This window comes from Lelliottia wanjuensis (assembly GCF_030238365.1).
In the GTDB taxonomy this organism is placed as follows: Bacteria; Pseudomonadota; Gammaproteobacteria; order Enterobacterales; family Enterobacteriaceae; genus Enterobacter; species Enterobacter wanjuensis.
The window spans coordinates 314075-334010 of record NZ_JASSOT010000001.1; the positions used below are offsets into that span (position 1 = coordinate 314075).

The window sequence follows — 19936 nt, forward strand, 5'->3', positions numbered from 1 at the left end:
AAGGCTTAGTTACTGGCGGTTTTCATCGGCTGGTCAGGTTTTTTGTCGTTACCCTGAATGAACGGGCTCCACGGCTGGGCGCGGACGGTCTCTTCGGTCTGCCAGACGACGTTGAACTGACCGTTACCTTCGATTTCACCAATCATCACCGGCTTATGCAGATGGTGGTTGGTGGCGTCCATGGTCAGCGTGAACCCTGACGGGGCTTTGAAGGATTGACCGGCCATCGCGGCGCGCACTTTGTCCACGTCGGTGGTCCCGGCTTTCTCCACGGCCTGCGCCCACATGTGGATGCCCACGTAGGTCGCTTCCATCGGATCGTTAGTTACGACGGTGTCGGCGTTCGGCAGTTTGTGCGCTTTCGCGTAGGCTTTGTAGGCCGCCACGAAGGTCTGGTTGGTTGGGTTATCGACAGATTCGAAGTAGTTCCAGGCGGCGAGGTTGCCGACCAGCGGTTTGGCGTCGATCCCGCGCAGCTCTTCTTCGCCGACGGAGAAGGCGACGACCGGCACATCCGTGGCTTTTACGCCCTGGTTGGCCAGCTCTTTATAGAAAGGCACGTTGGAGTCGCCGTTGATGGTGGAGACCACCGCCGTTTTGCCGCCCGCGGAGAATTTTTTGATATTGGCGACAATGGTCTGGTAATCGCTGTGACCAAACGGGGTGTAGACCTCTTCGATATCTTTGTCCTGCACACCTTTGGAATGGAGGAACGCACGCAGAATTTTGTTGGTGGTGCGCGGATAAACGTAATCCGTCCCAAGCAGGAAGAAGCGTTTCGCGTTCCCGCCGTCTTCGCCCATCAAATATTCCACCGCCGGGATCGCCTGCTGATTCGGCGCCGCGCCGGTGTAGAACACGTTCGGCGACATCTCTTCGCCCTCATACTGCACCGGGTAGAACAGCAGGCCATTCAGCTCCTCGAAGACCGGCAGGACCGATTTGCGCGAGACGGAAGTCCAGCAGCCAAACACCGCCGCGACCTTATCCTGGCTCAACAGCTGGCGGGCTTTTTCGGCGAACAGCGGCCAGTTCGAGGCGGGGTCGACCACCACCGGTTCGAGCTGTTTACCCAGCACGCCACCTTTGGCGTTGATTTCGTCAATGGTCATCAGCGCCACGTCTTTCAGCGGCGTTTCAGAGATCGCCATCGTCCCGGAGAGCGAGTGCATGATGCCGATTTTGATCGTCTCGGCGGCCTGGACGCCAAAACTCATCCCCATTGCCACAACGGAGGCCGACAGCGCGAAAGCTTTGATTAAGGTACGACGATGCATATTTTCACTCCTGAAAAGAAAGCTGTGCGAAAACGTCCGTAACCATGTGGACGCAGAATCAAACGTGTCAGCTTCAGGAGAGCAAAAAGGATGCCAGAATGGAAAACGGTGCAATATCAGGGGTGTAAATGCGGTTTAGGGCGGGGAACGACTCAACATGGCACAGCGCTGCATTAATAAAGTGCAACGCTGTGCCCGAAAAATTACCAGACTTCGTCAGCGATCTGCGTCACCAGACGGACTTTGTCCCACTGCTGGGTTTCGCTCAGGCTGTTGCCCTCTTCCGTTGAGGCAAAACCGCACTGCGGGCTGAGGCAAATCTGCTCTTTCGCCACGTATTGTGCCGCCTCTTCCAGACGCGCTTTCACCCCTTCCGGGTTCTCCAGCTCGCCGTTTTTGGTGGTGATCAGGCCCAGCACCACCTGCTGTTTGCCCGGACGAACGAAGCGTAGCGGCGCGAAATCCCCGCTGCGGTCGTTGTCGTACTCGAGGAAGAAAGCATCCACGTTCACGGAACCGAAGAGCACTTCGGCCACCGGCTCGTAGCCGCCTTCTGAAATCCAGGTGGATCGGAAGTTGCCGCGACAGACGTGCAGGCCGATGGTCAGATCCTCCGGTTTGCCTTCCAGCGCTTTGTTCAGCACGCGGGCATAGGTGCGCGCCAGCTGGTCCGCGTCGTCACCGCGCTCGGCGATCTGGCGGCGCTGATCGTCGGAGCAGAGATAGGCCCAGACCGTGTCGTCCAGCTGCAGATAGCGGCAGCCTGCTTCATAGAATGCATGGATCGCATCGCGCCAGGTGGTCGCCAGATCGTCGAAATAGGCGTCCAGCTCCGGGTAAACCGTCGCGTCGATGTCTTTACGCCCGCCGCGGAAATGCAGCACGCTCGGGCTGGGAATGGTCATTTTCGGCTGGGCGTTGCCGCTGATGCTTTTCAGATAGCGGAAATCTTCCAGCATCGGGTGATCGCCAAAGCCCAGTTTGCCAGTGACGCGCACGCCGTGGGCTTTGGTCTGTACACCGTTGAACTGGATGCCCTGATTTGAGTCGTAACGCTCCACGCCCTGCAACCCGTCGAAGAAGTCGAAGTGCCACCAGGCACGACGGAACTCCCCGTCCGTCACCACGTGCAGGCCACAAGCGCACTGCTGCTCCACCACCTGGCGGATCGCGTCGTTTTCAACGGCGCGCAGCTGACCGGCGTCAATCTCACCGCTGACGAACTGCAGTCGCGCCTGTTTAATCGCATCAGGGCGTAAAAAGCTGCCTACCACATCGGCACGGTACGGGGCGTGTTGTCGCTGCATAATTCTCTCCTTTGCTGCCGGCAATTGATTGCCCACAGTGATAATTCATAAATTGAACATTTAGACTTCTGGATGGCTATATGTCCAAAAAGATGTCATAACCCCTGCGTTGCAGCAAACGAGAAAATTTCATGCATGATGAATATAATTCATCTTCGACTTAATCCTCACTGGCAAAAGCGAAGTTTTCATCTTCCCAGCCGGTGATGCCGCCGATCATGATTTTGACCGGCAGTCCCAGGCGAGAGAGCTTTAATGCCGCTCGATCCGCGCCGTTGCAGTGTGGCCCGGCACAATAGACCACGAACAATGTGTCCTGCGGCCATTGCGCCATGGTTTCGGCGGTCATTGCTGACCAGGGTAAATGGACAGCCCCGGGCAGATGACGGCGGGCAAATTGCTCCGGGCGGCCCACCACATGCAGCAAAACGAAATCCTGCTGATGATTTGCCAGCGCGTGGTGCACGTCGGCACAGTCGGTTTCGACGCTCAGGCGGCGCAGAAAATGGGCAACAGACTCCTGCGGGTCGGCGGCGGGAAATTCAGTGACGTAACTCATGGTGCTTTCTCCAGTTTGGCGTTTGTGTTAACAGTACGTTATCCAAAAATTCAGTCAGTGAATGCCTGCGGTTATGCCAGAAAACAGCAAAATGATGACAAACTTACGACAAACATCGCGCCCGCTGGTGGTGGTCCTGGCGTATGACGGCCTGTGCACCTTCGAGTTTGGCGTGGCGGTGGAAGTTTTTGGCCTGCCGCGCCCGGAGATGGGCGATGAGTGGTATCGCTTTGGCATTGCTGCCGTCGATGAGGGTGAACTGCGGGCCACCGGCGGGATTAGGATGGTGGCCGACGGCGATCTGACGCTCCTCGACCAGGCCAGCCTGATTGTGGTTCCCGGCTGGCGCGGCGTGGAAGAAGCGGTTCCGCCTGCATTATGCGAGGCGCTTCGCAGCGCTCATCGGCGTGGCTGTCATCTGCTCTCGATCTGCTCCGGCGTGTTCGTCCTCGCTGCCGCAGGGGTGCTCGACGGGCGCAAAGCCACGACGCACTGGCGCTACACGCAGACGCTGAAGACGCGTTTCCCGGCCATTAAGGTGATCGAGGATGTGCTGTACCAGGATGAAGGAACGATTTTGACTTCAGCGGGCAGTGCCGCGGGGATCGACCTCTGTCTGCACGTGGTACGCCGTGACTATGGAACCGAGGCCGCAAACTGTGTTGCGCGTCGTCTGGTCATCCCGCCCCACCGCGATGGGGGGCAAACCCAGAAGATCAGCCGCCCGGTGGCGGTGCTGCGCGAAAGCCAGCGCTTTGGACAGCTGTTTGATTTCCTGCACCAGCAGCTGGCGGTCAATCACACGGTCAGTTCTCTGGCCCGGCGCGTGGGAATGAGTGAGCGCACCTTCCTGCGTCGCTTTGCCAGCGCCACCGGGACCACGCCCGCGCGCTGGTTGCTGACGGAGCGGCTTCTGCGGGCAAAAGAGTATCTGGAAACCAGCCGCTTAAGTATCGACAGCATCGCTGAGCAGACCGGATTGGGTCATTCGGCGACCTTACGCCACCATTTCCGCCAGCAGTACAATATGTCTCCCGCGCAGTACCGAAAACAATTTATATCAGGCCATCGCCTGGCAGAAATACCCTGAATCTAAAGCAAAAAAAACCGCCATAAACTGGCGGTAAATGCTTGCATGGATAGATTTGTATTTTGGTATCTACGTTCCGTCATTCCCTGACGGATGCGGATCGACATTAAACCTAACATTCGTAAGGTAAACGAATATTAAACCAATGGCGCAGTTTTCCGTCAGGACTGAATATTTGTCGTTTCAGTATTAATTTGCAGATACTGCATCAATCCCTGTCTGGCGCTCTGAATGGCGTTATCGTTAACGGCCTCCAGATAGAATGGCCTTGAGACGGCGTAAGGCGCTTGCTCTGCGGGATAGACTGAGTATTCGAAGCTTTTCCCTTTCATTTTGTTGTGGCAATCGAGTCGCCACTGCTGGTCTGTCATTTTGGTGCTGTTGCAGGAGACGTGCCCGTAATCACTGGTCAGATAGGATCCAACGCGGGTCTCTGCCGCCTGCAGATATTCTGGTTTATCGAGGAAGGAAGCGTAACTGATATAAGCTGTCGCAACCGCGGCAATACACAGTGTGGAAAGAGTGATGACTTTATTCATTTACTACTCGACTTAGTCCATAGTCAAAAGAATATTATATCGGATTCATCTTAAATGCCCAGCCGTATTATCCCCTCAAAATGACAACCACCAGAATTTAGAGGCTAAATCAGGGGTCTATATTTGGACTTGACGCCAACACGCCGCAAAAACTGACAATTTATTTGCGATAGTTTTAATTTGCGAATAATAACAAGACGTAACTATTGGCATTATGGCCGCAACTTGTGAACAGGCGGTAACAAAATGGTTAAATCATCTTTAGTATTCATACTGTTAACCTGTGCTTTATTTTCTGGTCAATTAATGGCCGGTCATAAGGGGCATGAATATCTGTGGGTGCAGAACGCCGACCACCAGCTGCGCCATAGCGCGGACAGCGACGAACTGAGAAGTGTTGCGGAGGAGTCAGCGGAGGGTTTGCGCGAGCACCATTCCTGGCAGAAATCGCGCAAACCGGATACCCATTTTCAGTGATTAAGCGCCTTTGCGCTTCGGCAGGGTTTTCATCAGCTCGTCAGGGCTGACAGAGGCCACCACGCTTCCCGGCTGTGGCATCTTGAAGATGTGATTTTTCATCTTGCCGATGACATGCATTTCGCACGGACGGCAGTCAAATTTCAGGGTCAACACTTCGTCGCCATTGACCAGTTGCATCGGGGTCGCTTTCCAGCTTTTGATGCTGCCTTTCGCCTGTTTTGGACAGAGGTTAAAGGCAAAGCGCAGGCAGTGTTTGGTGATCATCACCGGCACATCGCCCTTCTCTTCGTGCGCTTCATACGCGGCATCAATCAGTTGCACACCGTAACGATGGTAAAACGCTCGCGCTTTGTGGTTATAGACGTTCGCCAGGAACGACAAGTGCGTATCAGGATAGACCGGCGCAGGCACGGAAACCGCTTTGCGGCTGCCGCGAGGATAGTTTGCCAGGCGCGCTTCATCGAGCATCTCTGCCGTTTCGCGGCGGAACTGGTTCAGCAGGCTGTTCGGCACAAACAGCGCCGCAGGTAAATTCACCTGAATATCGCGCGCGTAATAAATGGTCTGCCCGAGCTTCGCCACACCGTCTTTCAGGCTATTAAGCGCTTTATCGGCGTTGTTGGCCTCTTCAAACTGTCCGTCCAGGGTATGAGTCACGCTGACGCCGTCTTCGCTGGTCATGGTCAGGATCAGCTGCTCTTCCCAGCCGCCCAGTTCGATATCCACGGCGATGCGACGTTCGCTGGAGGTTTTCAGCAGCGCCTGCTGCCAGTTATGGTCCAGGTTACGATTGAGCGCCGCGTTCGGACGCGCCTTATACAGATCGGCAGGCATTTCGTTCGGCCAGACGCGATACTGGTTTTCGCCGGTCTTCTCCACCGTATTGGCGCGGAAGCCGACAATTTCACGCTTGATCATCACGTTCAGACCGTCGCCGTTCGCCAGCGGCTCCGTCACTTTGACATCAAGGTGTTCTCTGGAGACTTTCAGCACTTCACCCACCGGCAGACCGATAAACTTCGGCGAGTCGAACGCGCCAATATCACCTTTGCGCGCATTGACGAAGTAATCCGTGCTGCCGCGGTGGAAGGTTTTATCGGTAGACGGAATGAAGAAGTGCTCGGTGCGCCCGGCTGAGGCGCGCGCCAGATCGCCGCGATCTTCAATGATCGCATCCAGCATCTGACGATAGTGCGCCGTGATGTTCTTCACGTAGCTCATGTCTTTGTAGCGTCCTTCAATTTTGAAGGAGCGCACGCCCGCGTCGATCAGCTGGGCCAGGTTGGCGGTCTGGTCGTTGTCTTTCATCGACAGGAGGTGTTTTTCGAAGGCCACGACGCGGCCCTGATCGTCTTTCAGGGTGTACGGCAGACGGCACGCCTGAGAGCAGTCGCCACGGTTGGCGCTGCGCCCGGTCTGAGCGTGGGAAATGTTGCACTGCCCGGAGTACGCCACACAGAGCGCGCCGTGGATGAAGAATTCGATGGTCGCGTCGGTCGCCTGGTGAATATCGCGGATCTGGTTCAGATTCAGCTCACGCGCCAGCACGATCTGGGTAAAGCCAACGTCTGAGAGGAATTTCGCTTTTTCGACGGTACGGATATCGCACTGGGTGCTGGCGTGCAGTTCAATCGGCGGAATATCCAGCTCCAGCACGCCCATGTCCTGAACGATCAGGGCATCGACGCCGGTCTGGTAGAGGTCGGTGATCAGACGCTGGGCAGGCTCAAGTTCATCATCATGAAGAATGGTGTTCAGGGTCACGAACACCTTCGCACCATAGCGGTGGGCAAATGGCACCAGCCCGGCGATATCGCTCAGGCTGTTGCTGGCGTTATGGCGAGCGCCAAAGCCAGGACCGCCGATATAGACCGCGTCCGCACCGTGCAGAATTGCCTCGCGGGCAATAGAGGCGTCACGGGCCGGGCTTAAGAGTTCAAGATGATGGGATTGCAGGCGCATACTTCGTCGTTATCCGTTATGGTCAAAATGGCGGCTATTGTAGTCAGAAGTCTACGACAGCGAAACCGTTTTGCGTACCTTTAACGGGGATAATGGATCAGCGAATGAAAGTGCACCGTCTGGCCGCTGCTGTTGCGATAGGCGTGGGGTTTGTCGCCCGCGAAACGCACGCCGGAATCCGCTGAGATGCTGCGCCAGACGCCGTCGAGACACATCTCCAGTTCGCCGCTCACCACCACCACGTGTTCAATGACTCCTGCCTCGTGGGGCGTCGATTCGCTGAGCGCGCCGGGCGCCAGGGTAATGGAAAAGTGATCAAACTTAAGCTGCTCATCCCACGGGAAAAGTGGCTTGACCACCATCGCCTGCTGCTGGGGGTCAAACACTGGCTGAGGATGTTCTTCCGGCGTGATGAATGCGGAAAAAGGGACGTTCAGACCGGTGGCGATTTTCCACAGGGTCGAGACCGTCGGGCTGGACTCATTGCGCTCGATCTGGCCGAGCATTGCTTTCGACACGCCCGTCTCGTCGGCGAGCTTCGATAAGCTCCAGCCGCGCGCCTGACGCTCGTTTTTCAGCGTTGAAGCAAGATGTTGAGTGATATTCATAGTTCCTCCCGTTGCGGCGAAGTGTACCACTTGTACGCTATAGCGCACAGTGCTACATTCCTCCGGACGCTATAACGCACAACGGAGTTTTCATGCGCCCTTCCTCCTCACTCTTCCCGGCGGTGCTGGCCGGTTTCGTCGCCGTGCTGGTGGGCTACGCCAGCTCTGCCGCCATTATCTGGCAGGCCGCCGCCGCCGCAGGGGCCACGCCGCATCAGATAGCCGGCTGGATGACCGCGCTCGGGCTGGGTATGGGTGTGAGCACGCTCGCCCTTTCCCTGTGGTACAAATCCCCGGTGCTCACCGCCTGGTCTACGCCCGGCGCAGCGCTGCTCGCCACAAGTTTGCAGGGGGTGACGCTCCCAGAAACCATCGGCATTTTTATCTTCGCCAATGCGCTAATTTTGCTCTGCGGTGTGACGGGACTTTTTGCCCAGCTGATGAAAATCATCCCCCACACCCTGGCGGCGGCGATGCTCGCGGGTGTGCTGCTGCGCTTTGGCCTGCAGGCGTTCATTAATCTTGAGGGGCATTTCCTGCTGTGCGGCAGCATGCTGGTGGCGTGGCTGATTGCGAAAGCCTTTGCGCCGCGCTATGCCATTGTCGCCACCCTGCTGGTCGGGAGCGTCACGGCCTGGGCGGGAGGTGACGTTGTCACGGACAATCTGGCATTTAGCCTGGTGATGCCCGAATTTATCGCACCAAAATTTACCTTTACCACGCTCGTCAGTATTGGTCTGCCCTTCTTCCTGGTGACGATGGCCTCCCAAAACGCCCCCGGTTTCGCCACCATGAAAGCCTCCGGTTATCCGGTGGCCGTTTCACCGCTGATCATTTTTACCGGCGCGCTGGCCCTGCTGTTCTCGCCGTTTGGCGTTTACTCCATCTGCATCGCCGCCATTACCGCCGCGATCTGCCAAAGCCCGGACGCCCATCCGGACGCCGATAAACGCTGGATGGCGGCCGCCGCGGCGGGTGTGTTTTATCTGCTGGCGGGGATATTTGGCGGTTCGATTACTGCCCTGATGGCGGCGCTGCCGCTCAGCTGGATCCAGACGCTGGCCGGGCTGGCGCTGCTAGGGACCATTAGCGGCAGTCTGTTTCAGGCGCTGCTGCATGAGACGGAGCGCGACGCGGCGATCGTCACCTTTCTGGTGACCGCCAGCGGCGTAACGTTGCTGGGGATTGGGTCGGCGTTCTGGGGGCTTATCGCGGGCGGGATCTGCTTCGCCGTGTTGTCACGCTTTCGCCGCGCGTAGCTGCGAGGGCGTTAATCCGACAGTGGCTTTAAAGCGATTGCTGAAATGGCTGGCCGAGCTAAACCCGCAGGCCAGCGCGATGTCTGTCAACGGCTGCTGAGTGAACTGCACCAGCTGTTTTGCCTTGTCCATGCGCTGCTGCATCACGTACTGATGCGGCGCCATGTTCATCGACTGGCGGAACATCCGCGCGAAATGGTATTCGCTCAGTGCCGCCACCGCCGCCAGTTCCGCGAGGGTTAAGGGCTCTGAGAGATGGTTGTCGACGTACTCCAGCACATTGCGCAGCACAAACGGCGAGAGACCGCCCGTCACCACCGGCAGCTTCCACTGCACGCTGGAGTAGTTCTGGATCAGATGGGTCAGCAGCAAGGTGCTGGCGGTGCTGAGGGTCAGCTGATTGGCCTGCTGCTGCCAGTCGCAGCCGAGCAAAAACTGGCGATAGAGCATGGCGATTTTGGGATCGCTGGCGAAGGTTTTTTCGTCCAGTGAAATCCCGGCCGGGCTTTTATCCCAAATTTTCTCGCCCAGTTCACGCAGATGCTCGTCGGTGCAATACAGATGCACAAAGGACAAATCGTCGCGGATATCCCAGCTCGACTCGCTCTCTTTTGGCATCAGGCAGAAACGATCCGGTCCACCGCCGTTTTTCCAGCCGCTGGCGGTTTTGTGGTAGCTCTCGTAGCCGTCCGCCACGTACAGGCTCAGGGTGTGATGATTGCTTTTAACCGTCACCGTATCGTGCTTGTTGTACCACGCCGCCAGCTGGATGCCCGAATTGAGGGCGACCGTCTCCCGCAGTACGGCATTCTGTTGGCGAAGGGTTTCAAAGGTGTCGTAAGCGCGAGACATAACCGGTAGCTGGCAAGTAAACAGAGAGACAGTCTAAGAAGTGTTGCCGCCTGATACCAGAGATGAGGTAAGAAAAAAGCGCAAGAATTTGCAAGTCTGCCGCAAGGTGCTGAAAGCAGGCGCGCGTAAGCCAGGCCACACTGCTCTTTTGCGCTTAGATAAGAGAGAAAAATGAACGCATTTTTGTATGGGCTGGTGGTGGTGATCTGGGGAACCACCTGGATTGCGATTTTCCTGCAACAAGGACCGGTTGCCGCGCCGGTGTCCATCTTCTGGCGCTTTGCCGTGGCGAGCGCCACCATGATGCTGGTTCTGCTGGCGCTAAGACGCCTGCGTAAAATGGTCCTGCGCGATCACCTGTTCTGCATGATTCAGGGCTGCTGCGTGTTCTGCTTTAACTTCTGGTGTTTTTACACGGCAGCGAAGTTTATCAATACCGGTCTTGAGTCGGTCATTTTCTCGATGGCGGTGCTGTATAACGCCATTAACAGCTTTATCTTCTTTGGTCAGCGTCCACCGGCGCGTTTCTGGACCGCAGCGGCGCTGGGCCTGCTGGGGATCATCACCCTCTTTTGGGACGATCTGCTGGCGAGCGGCTGGAGCCATGAACTGCTCCTCGGCATCGGCCTGTCAGCGCTCGGGACCTACGGGTTCTCGCTGGGGAATATGATCAGCCTGCGCCATCAGCGTAACGGTCTGGAAACCATGACCACCAACGCCTGGGCGATGATGTACGGCACGCTGGTGATGGGCGCGATTGCGCTGATTCGCGGCGACAACTTTATGCCGCAGTGGACGGTGAGCTACATCGGTGCCCTGCTGTACCTGGCGATCTTCGGCTCGGTCATTGCCTTTGGCGTGTATTTCACGCTGGTCGGGCGCATCGGGGCTGGCAAAGCGGCTTATAGCACGCTGCTGTTCCCACTGGTCGCGCTGTCGATTTCAACGGTGTACGAAGGCTACGTCTGGCACATGAATGCCGTGGCAGGATTGCTGCTGATTCTGACGGGGAATATGGTGATGTTCACGAAACCGGAAACCTGGTTTAAGCGACTGCGGACGGCGTAAAAAAACCGGCGGTGGAGGATACCGCCGGTATGGGCATTATTTTTTCTTCACGTCGAACATGGTGGCATCTGTCGCCATGTCATCGATAACGTGTGTCAGGTTCGACATCGCCATCGGCGTGCTTTCGTTATTGAGCTCTTTCCCTTCGCCTTTACGAACGACTTTAACAACAGGTTTGCCCGTTGCCGCATCAATCAACTCACCTTCAAAGAAGAGATGAGTATCCATGGTGCGATGTCCGGTCGCCATTTGCGTACCGGCAACGACTAAGGCAACAGGGACCACTTCATAGAACTGCAACCCTTCTTCTTTCGAACTCACACCGGTAATCGCGCCGCGGAAAATCAGGCTACGTGGCCCTGGCGTCGCCACCAGCGGTTTACGCGAACCGATGGCAGGTTTCATTTTATTGTTAGCATAAGTCAGCAGCCCATCGAGGGTTTTTTGCCCTATCTGGGTGGAAGGTTTAGGCGTTGGATAATAGGTAATTGGATTCCAGACAATACTGTCGTAATTAGACGGGTTGTAGGATGGATCGACCCAGCGCAGCGTCGGTTTGCCGGTCGCTGACGTTGTTTGCTGCAAGCCTGAATAATCTTTCAAAAAGCCCGAGAACTGATCGGGTTGCGCCACTTTGGACGCACAGCCGGCTAATGCCAGCAGGCCGGTAAGCGCTGCAACTTTAAAAAAAGTCTGAGTACGCATGGTTGTGGATCCCTGTTATGTGCAGATATGCATATGAAGTTATAGCAAAAGTATCAGGGGTCTGTTGTGACAAAAAAGGTGCTCGACGCACAATTCAGAAAACAGACTGCCCGTAATAGTTACGGGCAGTGATTTTATGGTTATTTAATATCCACCTGCCAGAACAGATGTTTGCCAAACGGATCGATTTCGTAGCCCGTCACCTCTTTTCTCACTGGCTCAAAAATCGTGGAGTGGGCAATCATCACCGCGGGCATTTGATCGTGCATCATCTGCTGCGCCTCTTTGTACAGCGCCACGCGTTTATCGTGATCGGTTATCGATTTTGCCTCGTTGATGATTTTATCAAACGGCTGATAACACCATTTCGCCGAGTTCGAGCCGCCGTTGGCTGAGGTACAGGTAAACAGCGGGCCGAAGAAGTTATCCGGATCGCCCGTCGCCGTGGTCCAGCCCATCAGCGCCGCCTGATGTTCACCGCCCTTCACGCGCTTGAGATATTCGCCCCACTCATAGGTGACGATTTTTGCCTGCACGCCGATTTTCGCCCAGTCGGCCTGAATCATTTCGGCCATCCGTTTGGCGTTCGGGTTATAAGGGCGCTGCACCGGCATCGCCCACAGTTCGATGCTCACGCCGTCGGCGAACCCAGCCTCTTTCAGCAGTGCTTTGGCTTTTTCCGGATCGTAGTTGTAATCCTTCAACTCGCTGTCCGCGCTCCAGACGCCCGGCGGCAGCAGGTTTTTCGCCGCGGTGCCGGTGCCGTGGAATACGGCATCGATGATCGCCGGTTTGTTGATCGCCATCGCCAGGGCCTGACGCACTTTCACGTTATCCAGCGGCGGTTTCTGGGTGTTAAACGCCAGGAAACCGGTGTTCAGCCCCGCTTTGCTCATCAGGTTGATATCTTTGTTGGCCTTCATGCGCGGCAGATCCGCCGGATTCGGGAACGGCATCACCTGACACTCGTTTTTCTCGATTTTGGCAAAGCGCACGCTGGCGTCCGGGGTGATGCTGAACACCAGCCGGTCGAGCTTCGATTTGCCCTGCCAGTATTCCGGGAACGCGGTGAAGAGGATGCGTGAATCTTTCTGGTACTGCGTCAGCTTAAACGGCCCGGTGCCGATCGGGTCCATATCCACCTTTTCCGGCGTGCCCGCTTTAAGCATCGCGTCGGCGTATTCTGCTGAAAGGATCGAGGCAAAATACCAGGCCAGATCCGCCACAAACGGCGCTTCCGGGTGCGCGAGCGTAATGCGCACGGTATGGTCGTCCACCTTGTCGATGGCGGTGATCAGGCTGCCAAACTCCAGGCTTTCAAAGTTGGAATAGCTGCCGTTCGAGACGTTGTGGTACGGGTGATTGACGTCTTTCTGCCGCATGAAGGAGAAGATCACGTCATCGGCGTTGAAGTCGCGCGTCGGCTTGTAGAATTTGTTGCTCTGGAATTTCACCCCTTTGCGCAGATGGAAGGTGTAAACCTTGCCGTCTTCGCTCACGTCCCAGCTTTCGGCCAGGCTTGGCACCAGCTCCGTGGTGCCGGGTTTGAAATCCACCAGTCGGTTATAGACCGGGACCGCGCTGGCATCCACGCTGGTGCCAGAGGTATAAAGCTGAGGGTTAAAATTTTCCGGCGATCCTTCCGAGCAATACACCAGTGTTTTTGCCGCCACGGTGGAACTTACCGTTAATGCGGCAATGGCCAGGGTTAATTTTGTCAGTTTGCTGTTCATCGCATTTTCCTGTCTTTTTATTCGACGGCTAATTAATTCTTTTGCCGATACACAAATACCATTAAAGTGATTATGCAAACACCTGATAATACAAATAAAGAAGGAATCACTATGGCGAACTCACTCTCCAGTCAATTAACCCAACGCTTTTATCGCTACCTGGCCATTACCAGCCAGAGCGATCCGAAAAGCAAAACGCTCCCTTCGACACCCGGCCAGCACGAGATGGCGCGCGAACTGGCAAAGGAGCTGGAATCACTGGGGTTGAGCGACATCGTGATCGACGAATTTGCGACTGTTACCGCCGTCAAAAAAGGCACGGTCAGCGGCGCGCCGCGCATCGGATTTATTACCCATATCGATACGGTAGACGTCGGATTATCACCGGATATTCATCCGCAAATATTAAGATTTGCAGGAGAAGACCTCTGTCTGAATAAAGAGAAACAGATCTGGTTACGCGTAAAAGAGCATCCGGAAATACTGGCTTACCCTGACGAAGAGATTATTTTCAGCGACGGGACCAGCGTATTAGGCGCAGATAATAAAGCCGCCGTGACGGTGGTGATGACGGTGCTGGAAAACCTGACGGCGGAGCATCAGCACGGGGATATCGTGGTCGCCTTTGTGCCGGATGAAGAGATTGGTCTGTGCGGCGCGAAAGCGCTGGATCTCAAACGCTTCGACGTGGATTTCGCCTGGACCATCGACTGCTGCGAAATTGGCGAGATCGTGTACGAGAACTTTAACGCCGCCGCGGCAGAAATCCGCTTCACCGGCGTGACCGCCCACCCGATGTCGGCGAAAGGCGTGCTGGTGAATCCGCTGCTGATGGCGATGGATTTCATCAGCTATTTCGACCGTCAGGAGACGCCGGAATGCACCGAGGGGCGCGAGGGGTATATCTGGTTCAACGGTATTCAGGCCGGACAAAACGAAGCGGTGCTCAAAGCCAATATCCGTGATTTCGACACCGCCAGTTTCGCCGCGCGCAAACTGCAGATCGCCGACGTCGCGCGCAAAATTGCGGAGCAGCACCCCTCCGCCCGCGTCGAGCATCACATCGAAGACACCTACAGCAATATCAGCAATGCGATTGGCGAAGATCGCCGCGCCATCGACCTGATGTTTGAGGCGATGGAATCCCTCGGCATCACGCCAAAACCGACGCCAATGCGCGGTGGCACCGACGGCGCAGCCCTGTCGGCGAAAGGCCTGCTGACCCCGAATTTCTTCACCGGCGCGCATAACTTCCACTCAAAATTTGAGTTCCTGCCGCTTTCGTCGTTCGAGGCGTCCTACAAAACGGCCCTGCAACTCTGCCTGCTGGCCGCCCGTTAGACCGGTTTGCGCGCCAGCATAGTGGCGAAACGCAGTTTGATGCGGTTCCCGTTGGCGTCGGTGCGGTGTAACTCGCCGACGTCTTCGTTATATTTCAGCAGCTCCCAGCCTTGGTAATAGCGGCTCAGTTCGCCGCTTTTGAACGCGAACGGGAACCCGACGGTGCACGGGTAATCTTCTGTATCCATCGCCGCCACAATCAGGTTGTAACCGCCAGGCACGGTGCAGCGCTGCATGTTGGCAATCAGTCCCGGAATGGTTTTGGCTTCCAGGAACATCATCACCACGGTCGAGAGAATAAAGTCATATTCACCGTCGAAGCTCAGGCTGTTCAGATCCTGAACCGACGCCTGCAGATTGCGAATCCCTTCTTCCGCCTTGATGCGCTCGATGTTATCGATGCCCATCGGGTTTTTATCCCAGGCGGTGACGTTGTAGCCATTCGCCGCCAGATACAGGCTGTTGCGGCCATTGCCGCAGCCCAGATCCAGGGTTTTACCCGGTTTGACGATCCCGGCGCTGTAGAGCACCTCCGAGTGGGTGCGGGTCAGACCATATTTTTCGGTAAAGTAGTTTTCATCAAAGTGAGTCATTTCTTTTCCTCAGCGTGCATAAGCGTGGCTTTATCTGAACGAACTAAAAGCTTTCCCTGCACCAGTAAAATGAAGGTGCGCACCAGCAGGAGCGCAATGATGGCGTTGGTAAAAATAAACAGCGGAACCGCGATGGCGTGAAAAAAGCCTGACGGACTGCTCTGCCCAAGATGCAGCCCGGTGGTGGCAAGCGCGGAGACGCCGAACGAGAAGCTCCAGAAAGAGGCGTTAAACGGCTGGGAGAGATACCAGGGCATCAGACGCAGCATAAACAGCAGCTGCAACAGACCGTAGCCAAACAGCATTTTGGCGAAGGTATCCGCTTCGCCGCCGTTGACGCTAAACCAGGCGCTGCAGGCCACCAGCGCGGGCGCCAGCTGAATGCCGAGCGACGTTCTGAGTGCCGTCGGCAGCTCACCGGCGCTGCGCAAGCGCTGCAAAATCACCGGCTCCAGGCTCAGCCAGGAGAAGACGCCAGCGCCTAAAAACACCAGCCCCGCATCGTGGAACCCGAGCGCGCCGCAGGCCATCGCGCTGATAAAGTTATTGGCGACGGTCGGAAGATACAGGCCCGGCGTGGTGGCCTCTTCAGGGTGTTTCCCCCGCCACAATCCGGCGCTTTGCCAGGCGGCATAATTCAGCTGCACCACTACGCCAATGCCAAACAGCACCAGCGAAACGGGACGACACCAGGGGACAAAACCAATCGCCACCAGCATCGTGGTGGCCGGAAACAGGCTGACAAAACTGCTCATCACCGGGTGGCGCATCTCCGCCAGCACGCTGCGCGGGAAACGCACAGCGCGGGTGATGAAAGCCAGGGTCAGCAAAAACCAAATCAGAGTGGCTAGCGACACCAGAATCTCACCCGGCCAGCGGGAAACCGGCCAGAGGGTGCTGGCGTAACGCCACGCGAAACCCATGCCAATAGTCCCTAATACCATGCCGAAATAGCCGAAGGGTAAGTTAAGAACTTGTTCGGATTTGTGTCTTTTATGCATTAATTTTAAAGTATAAATTATATTTGAAATGCTAGTTTAAGGGGTTTCAGACTCGGTTGCCAGTACTTCAGAAGGCGTAAAGTTTGCTACGTTTAATGAAGACGATGAGCAGAGAGACCCTCATGAAAAAATACCGACTCAGCGACGAGACCCGCCTTTATCACTTTCAGAACACAGAGGGAAAAGCCAGCATCACCCTGCGCCAGATCATCGCCGAGCGCGATTTCAGCGATGTCACCGCCGGGACCAAAGGCGGCTGGCTGGAGGATGAAAGCGCCCTGTCGCATGACGGAAACTGCTGGGTATACGATGAGAACAGCGTCGTCTTCGGCCAGGCACAAATTTGCGATAACGCGCGCATAACCCAGCCCTGTGTGATCAGCCATGCGGCAAACATCCGCGACAACAGCTGGGTGGACGGTTCTCAGGTGAGCCACGGCGCACAGTTAAGTGACAACGTCACCGTTCAGTCCTCCGTCGTGCGCGGCATCTGCCACCTTTACGGCAACGCGCGCATTCTACATGAGAGCACGGTGATAGCAGCCACTGGCATGACGCCCGACCGCGAACAAGTGCTCAAAATCTACGATAACGCCACCGTGAGCCAGTCCCGGATTGTCCATCAGGCGCAAATATACGGCGATGCGATGGTCAATTTCGCCTTCATCGAGCACCGCGCTGAGGTGTTTGAGAACGCCCTTATCGAAGGCAATGAGGTGAACAACGTCTGGATCTGCGACTGCGCCAAAGTCTACGGTAACGCCCGACTGGTCGCGGGCTTTGAGGACGATGCCATTCCCACCCTGCGCTACAGTTCGCAGGTGGCCGAAAACGCCGTCGTTGAGGGGAATGTGATTATCAAACATCACGTGCTGATTGGCGGCCAGGCATGGCTGCGCGGCGGCCCGATCATGATTGACGACAAAGTGGTGATTCAGGGGCGCGCCAGAATCAGCGGCGATGTGCTGATCGAGCATCGAATTGAAATCACCGACGATGCGGTGATTGAAGCCTTTGGCGGGGACAATATTCATCTTCGCGGGGAGAAAGTGATTAACGGACAGCAGCGCATCACCCGCACGCCGCTGCTCGGGGCGCTATAGGCGGATAATTTTGGCGTAGGTGTTCACATCCTGAAACTCACCGTTTAAATACTCGGCCTCTTTCAGGCACCCTTCCAGCGTAAAACCGTTGCGCACGGCCACGCGGTTACTCTGCATGTTCGCCACGCGGCACTTAATGACGAAGCGACGAATTTCCCCGCGCTCTGCGTAGTAGCCCATGAACGCCTGTAACGAAAGCGACAGAATACCCTGCCGCTGACTGCCTTTATCCAGCCAGTAGCCGATATAGCCCGTCTTATTTGTCGGCTCGATGGAATTGAATGACAGCACGCCTTTCAGCGTCTCATCCTGAAATATCAGGAACATTTTCGCGTATCCGCGCTGGTGCAGCATCTGATTGCTGAGCACGTTTTTACGCGTATCGTCCTGCGTACCGACGTACTGCGCCCAGTCAAAGGCGGTCTGCAGCCAGGTTTTGTTTTTCATCACCAGGGCGTGAAGCTCGCTGGTGTAGCGCTCGTCGACGGACCGGAGTTCGATGCGGTCGGTGACGGGAATGATTTCAACGGAGGTCGCGGTCATGAGTCCTCATATTTTCCCCCTCCCGCGAAGGGAGAGGGATTTGAGCGTTAGCGCATCACGCGGTCGTCAACGTAATTGCGTTTATCCGGCGCAGGCGGGAAATACTGATACAGCCAGGTTTCACTGATCGCATCCCCCTGGCAGCGCAGGAACATGCGCATTTCCACCGGATCGGTGGAATCGTCCGTTGGATACCAGTCAAACAGAATGCGGTAGCCGTCGAAGGGTTCGACGTAGAGGATCTCAACCTGCTTCGCTTCGCCGTTAGAGAGCGTTATGACCGGCTCGATGCCCTTCGGCGCAGCGGCTTTCAGGTCGCCACCCACGAAGTCAATGGCAAAACGGCGCGCCCACACTTTCGGGTAGTTTTCGCCCGGTGCCCAGCCTTCCGGGAAACCGCCCATGCCGGTGCGGGTCGCAAAGACGTTCGCCAGCGGCGAGCGAACTGGCGGCTGCGCGCTCCAGTAGAGACGATATTTGAAGTCCAGCTCGTCGCCCGCTTTGACCGGTTTTTCCGGTTGCCAGAAGCAGACCACGTTATCCAGGGTTTCGCCGGTGGTTGGGATCTCCATCAGGCCGACGCTGCCCTTGCCCCACTGATTGCGCGGCTCGACCCACAGGCTTGGACGCTTGTTGTACCAGCCCATGATGTCCTGATAGTGGGAGAAATCGCGGTCCAGCTGCAGCAGGCCAAAGCCTTTAGGGTTTTTATCCTGGAAAGCGTTGAACTGCAGTTTCTGCGGGTTGTTCAGCGGACGGCAGATCCATTCCCCGTTTCCGCGCCACATCGCCAGGCGATCGGAGTCGTGGATTTGCGGGTGAATGGTGTCGCACATGCGGCGTTCGTTGTTGCCGCAGCTGAACATACTGGTCATCGGCGAAATGCCAAGCTGTTTGATGTCTTTGCGCGCATACAGGTGGTTATCCACTTCCATGATCACCTGGCTCTTCTCGCAGTGGATCACGAACTTATAGGCACCGGTAATGCTTGGGCTGTCGAGCAGCGCATAGACGGTAAAGGTGGTGTCGTTCGGCTTGACGGTTTCGAACCAGAACGAGGTGAAATCCGGGAACTCTTCCGGCGTATCGGTAAAGGTATCAATCGCCAGGCCGCGCGCGGACAGGCCGTACTGATAAGTATCATCCACGGCACGGAAATAGCTCGCACCGAGGAAAGAGACGATGTCGCGACGCGCCAGTTCCGGGGCTTTGAAAGCGCGGAAACCGGCAAAGCCTAAGTCGCTCTGCCCCTGCAGTTGTTTGGAGTCGACATCCGTATCGTTGTAGCTAAACAGCTCAGGGCGGAAGTGGATCTCACGCGCCTGGGACGTCGCAGAATCGAGGGAGAACATGCGCACGCGGCGGCGGAAACCCATCCCCATATGGAAGAACTGCACGTCTAACTGACGGTCTTCGATATTGTTCCACAGGGACTGTTTTTCGTCGTATTTAATGGCGTTGTAGGCCTGCGGCGTCATGGTCGCCAGCGTATTGGGCAGCGGACGCGGAGCTCCCCCCCACGGCGTTTGCGCCAGATCGTGCGCCATGGATTGCAGGACAGAGAAGTCAAAACGACGGCTCTGACCGTCGGCAATGTCCGACTCGGCAGCAAAGGCTGCACGGGAAAAGAGCGATGAGAGTCCAGCGGTACCGCTCAGGGCAGCCATGGCCAGCGAGCCTTTTAAAAAACGTCTGCGATTCATGCCTGAGAAAACGTCCTTATGGTCGTGTGAATGAGTTTCGCACGCAGCGAAACGACGGCAAGAAAGAACGCACAGCCTAAACAAAAACGGTTAAGAATCCAATTGTTGAGCGGCGATAATCTGAGCAAAGCGAGAAATATTTTCTGTCGAGGGGAATGGGCTGAATTGACGGTAAAGTTATGTATGCATCAAAAATAAAAAGCCCCTGAAGGA

Annotated in this window: 19 protein-coding genes; 6 read left to right on the top strand and 13 right to left on the bottom strand. The window is 56.2% G+C overall.

The window, feature by feature from the left end; translation table 11 throughout:
- Positions 1-5: 5 nt before the first annotated feature.
- The 3 genes from urtA to QQF33_RS01530 form a co-directional block, all read right to left on the bottom strand.
- Positions 6-1277, bottom strand: a complete 1272-nt coding sequence (urtA, locus tag QQF33_RS01520) for an urea ABC transporter substrate-binding protein (protein ID WP_285157263.1) — start codon at positions 1275-1277, stop codon at positions 6-8.
- Positions 1278-1480: 203 nt separating this feature from the next.
- Positions 1481-2584, bottom strand: a complete 1104-nt coding sequence (locus QQF33_RS01525) for a cobalamin-independent methionine synthase II family protein (protein WP_285144494.1) — start codon at positions 2582-2584, stop codon at positions 1481-1483.
- A 160-nt stretch (positions 2585-2744) separates the two neighbouring features.
- Positions 2745-3143: a rhodanese-like domain-containing protein gene (locus QQF33_RS01530; protein WP_282493106.1), complete on the bottom strand. Its 399-nt coding sequence runs from the start codon at positions 3141-3143 to the stop codon at positions 2745-2747.
- Between the two features lie 73 nt (positions 3144-3216).
- On the opposite strand from QQF33_RS01530, the gene ftrA reads away from it, so the two are divergent.
- A complete protein-coding gene (ftrA, locus tag QQF33_RS01535; protein WP_285144495.1) occupies positions 3217-4233 on the top strand; it encodes a transcriptional regulator FtrA in 1017 nt (338 codons plus the stop codon).
- 161 nt (positions 4234-4394) lie between these two features.
- Here the strand turns inward: ftrA and QQF33_RS01540 are convergent, their stop codons facing one another.
- Positions 4395-4772, bottom strand: a complete 378-nt coding sequence (locus QQF33_RS01540) for a hypothetical protein (RefSeq protein WP_285144496.1) — start codon at positions 4770-4772, stop codon at positions 4395-4397.
- Positions 4773-5018: 246 nt separating this feature from the next.
- Between QQF33_RS01540 and QQF33_RS01545 the strand changes: the two genes are divergently transcribed.
- Positions 5019-5249 carry a DUF2554 family protein gene (locus QQF33_RS01545; protein ID WP_285154958.1) on the top strand — a complete coding sequence of 77 codons (231 nt, stop codon included), beginning with the start codon at positions 5019-5021 and terminating at the stop codon, positions 5247-5249.
- Here the strand turns inward: QQF33_RS01545 and QQF33_RS01550 are convergent, their stop codons facing one another.
- Positions 5250-7214, bottom strand: coding sequence for a peptidase U32 family protein (locus QQF33_RS01550; RefSeq protein WP_285157264.1), 1965 nt, complete (start codon positions 7212-7214; stop codon positions 5250-5252). It lies immediately after the preceding gene.
- An 80-nt stretch (positions 7215-7294) separates the two neighbouring features.
- The gene (locus tag QQF33_RS01555; protein WP_285157265.1) at positions 7295-7822 is read right to left on the bottom strand and encodes a helix-turn-helix domain-containing protein; all 528 of its coding nucleotides are present in this window, start codon (positions 7820-7822) and stop codon (positions 7295-7297) included.
- 92 nt (positions 7823-7914) lie between these two features.
- Between QQF33_RS01555 and QQF33_RS01560 the strand changes: the two genes are divergently transcribed.
- Positions 7915-9081, top strand: coding sequence for a benzoate/H(+) symporter BenE family transporter (locus tag QQF33_RS01560; protein ID WP_285157266.1), 1167 nt, complete (start codon positions 7915-7917; stop codon positions 9079-9081).
- Here QQF33_RS01560 and QQF33_RS01565 read toward each other — a convergent pair.
- Complete coding sequence (locus tag QQF33_RS01565; RefSeq protein WP_285157267.1) at positions 9061-9933, bottom strand: helix-turn-helix transcriptional regulator; 873 nt, start codon at positions 9931-9933, stop codon at positions 9061-9063. The genes QQF33_RS01560 and QQF33_RS01565 overlap by 21 nt on opposite strands.
- 171 nt (positions 9934-10104) lie before the next feature.
- On the opposite strand from QQF33_RS01565, the gene QQF33_RS01570 reads away from it, so the two are divergent.
- Positions 10105-11001 carry a DMT family transporter gene (locus tag QQF33_RS01570; protein WP_282493114.1) on the top strand — a complete coding sequence of 299 codons (897 nt, stop codon included), beginning with the start codon at positions 10105-10107 and terminating at the stop codon, positions 10999-11001.
- A 36-nt stretch (positions 11002-11037) separates the two neighbouring features.
- Here QQF33_RS01570 and QQF33_RS01575 read toward each other — a convergent pair whose 3' ends face one another.
- Together QQF33_RS01575 and QQF33_RS01580 are read right to left on the bottom strand one after the other, a co-directional pair.
- Complete coding sequence (locus QQF33_RS01575; protein WP_285150468.1) at positions 11038-11706, bottom strand: DUF3313 domain-containing protein; 669 nt, start codon at positions 11704-11706, stop codon at positions 11038-11040.
- A gap of 140 nt (positions 11707-11846) precedes the next feature.
- Positions 11847-13439: an ABC transporter substrate-binding protein gene (locus QQF33_RS01580; RefSeq protein WP_285157268.1), complete on the bottom strand. Its 1593-nt coding sequence runs from the start codon at positions 13437-13439 to the stop codon at positions 11847-11849.
- A 111-nt stretch (positions 13440-13550) separates the two neighbouring features.
- Here QQF33_RS01580 and pepT point away from each other — a divergent pair, with 111 nt between their 5' ends.
- A complete protein-coding gene (gene pepT, locus QQF33_RS01585; RefSeq protein ID WP_285157269.1) occupies positions 13551-14780 on the top strand; it encodes a peptidase T in 1230 nt (409 codons plus the stop codon).
- Here the strand turns inward: pepT and tehB are convergent.
- Positions 14777-15373, bottom strand: coding sequence for a tellurite resistance methyltransferase TehB (tehB, locus tag QQF33_RS01590; RefSeq protein ID WP_285157270.1), 597 nt, complete (start codon positions 15371-15373; stop codon positions 14777-14779). The two genes, pepT and tehB, sit on opposite strands and share 4 nt — an antisense overlap.
- On the bottom strand, positions 15370-16374 hold the full coding sequence (tehA, locus tag QQF33_RS01595) for a dicarboxylate transporter/tellurite-resistance protein TehA (RefSeq protein WP_285157271.1): 1005 nt from the start codon (positions 16372-16374) through the stop codon (positions 15370-15372). Before tehA ends, tehB begins: the two co-directional genes overlap by 4 nt.
- A gap of 122 nt (positions 16375-16496) precedes the next feature.
- On the opposite strand from tehA, the gene ydcK reads away from it, so the two are divergent.
- Positions 16497-17477: a YdcK family protein gene (ydcK, locus tag QQF33_RS01600; RefSeq protein ID WP_285157272.1), complete on the top strand. Its 981-nt coding sequence runs from the start codon at positions 16497-16499 to the stop codon at positions 17475-17477.
- Here the strand turns inward: ydcK and rimL are convergent.
- Positions 17472-18020: a 50S ribosomal protein L7/L12-serine acetyltransferase gene (gene rimL, locus QQF33_RS01605; protein WP_285157273.1), complete on the bottom strand. Its 549-nt coding sequence runs from the start codon at positions 18018-18020 to the stop codon at positions 17472-17474. The genes ydcK and rimL overlap by 6 nt on opposite strands.
- A 47-nt stretch (positions 18021-18067) precedes the next feature.
- Positions 18068-19723: a glucan biosynthesis protein D gene (locus QQF33_RS01610; protein ID WP_285157274.1), complete on the bottom strand. Its 1656-nt coding sequence runs from the start codon at positions 19721-19723 to the stop codon at positions 18068-18070.
- Positions 19724-19936 lie beyond the last annotated feature (213 nt).

What these genes read in the sequence shown, in the direction of transcription:
- urtA (WP_285157263.1), bottom strand. Translation starts at nt 1,277, where the DNA reads ATGCATCGTCGTACCTTAATCAAAGCTTTCGCGCTGTCGGCCTCCGTT.
- QQF33_RS01525 (WP_285144494.1), bottom strand. Translation starts at nt 2,584, where the DNA reads ATGCAGCGACAACACGCCCCGTACCGTGCCGATGTGGTAGGCAGCTTT.
- QQF33_RS01530 (WP_282493106.1), bottom strand. Translation starts at nt 3,143, where the DNA reads ATGAGTTACGTCACTGAATTTCCCGCCGCCGACCCGCAGGAGTCTGTT.
- ftrA (WP_285144495.1), top strand. Translation starts at nt 3,217, where the DNA reads ATGCCAGAAAACAGCAAAATGATGACAAACTTACGACAAACATCGCGC.
- QQF33_RS01540 (WP_285144496.1), bottom strand. Translation starts at nt 4,772, where the DNA reads ATGAATAAAGTCATCACTCTTTCCACACTGTGTATTGCCGCGGTTGCG.
- QQF33_RS01545 (WP_285154958.1), top strand. Translation starts at nt 5,019, where the DNA reads ATGGTTAAATCATCTTTAGTATTCATACTGTTAACCTGTGCTTTATTT.
- QQF33_RS01550 (WP_285157264.1), bottom strand. Translation starts at nt 7,214, where the DNA reads ATGCGCCTGCAATCCCATCATCTTGAACTCTTAAGCCCGGCCCGTGAC.
- QQF33_RS01555 (WP_285157265.1), bottom strand. Translation starts at nt 7,822, where the DNA reads ATGAATATCACTCAACATCTTGCTTCAACGCTGAAAAACGAGCGTCAG.
- QQF33_RS01560 (WP_285157266.1), top strand. Translation starts at nt 7,915, where the DNA reads ATGCGCCCTTCCTCCTCACTCTTCCCGGCGGTGCTGGCCGGTTTCGTC.
- QQF33_RS01565 (WP_285157267.1), bottom strand. Translation starts at nt 9,933, where the DNA reads ATGTCTCGCGCTTACGACACCTTTGAAACCCTTCGCCAACAGAATGCC.
- QQF33_RS01570 (WP_282493114.1), top strand. Translation starts at nt 10,105, where the DNA reads ATGAACGCATTTTTGTATGGGCTGGTGGTGGTGATCTGGGGAACCACC.
- QQF33_RS01575 (WP_285150468.1), bottom strand. Translation starts at nt 11,706, where the DNA reads ATGCGTACTCAGACTTTTTTTAAAGTTGCAGCGCTTACCGGCCTGCTG.
- QQF33_RS01580 (WP_285157268.1), bottom strand. Translation starts at nt 13,439, where the DNA reads ATGAACAGCAAACTGACAAAATTAACCCTGGCCATTGCCGCATTAACG.
- pepT (WP_285157269.1), top strand. Translation starts at nt 13,551, where the DNA reads ATGGCGAACTCACTCTCCAGTCAATTAACCCAACGCTTTTATCGCTAC.
- tehB (WP_285157270.1), bottom strand. Translation starts at nt 15,373, where the DNA reads ATGACTCACTTTGATGAAAACTACTTTACCGAAAAATATGGTCTGACC.
- tehA (WP_285157271.1), bottom strand. Translation starts at nt 16,374, where the DNA reads ATGCATAAAAGACACAAATCCGAACAAGTTCTTAACTTACCCTTCGGC.
- ydcK (WP_285157272.1), top strand. Translation starts at nt 16,497, where the DNA reads ATGAAAAAATACCGACTCAGCGACGAGACCCGCCTTTATCACTTTCAG.
- rimL (WP_285157273.1), bottom strand. Translation starts at nt 18,020, where the DNA reads ATGACCGCGACCTCCGTTGAAATCATTCCCGTCACCGACCGCATCGAA.
- QQF33_RS01610 (WP_285157274.1), bottom strand. Translation starts at nt 19,723, where the DNA reads ATGAATCGCAGACGTTTTTTAAAAGGCTCGCTGGCCATGGCTGCCCTG.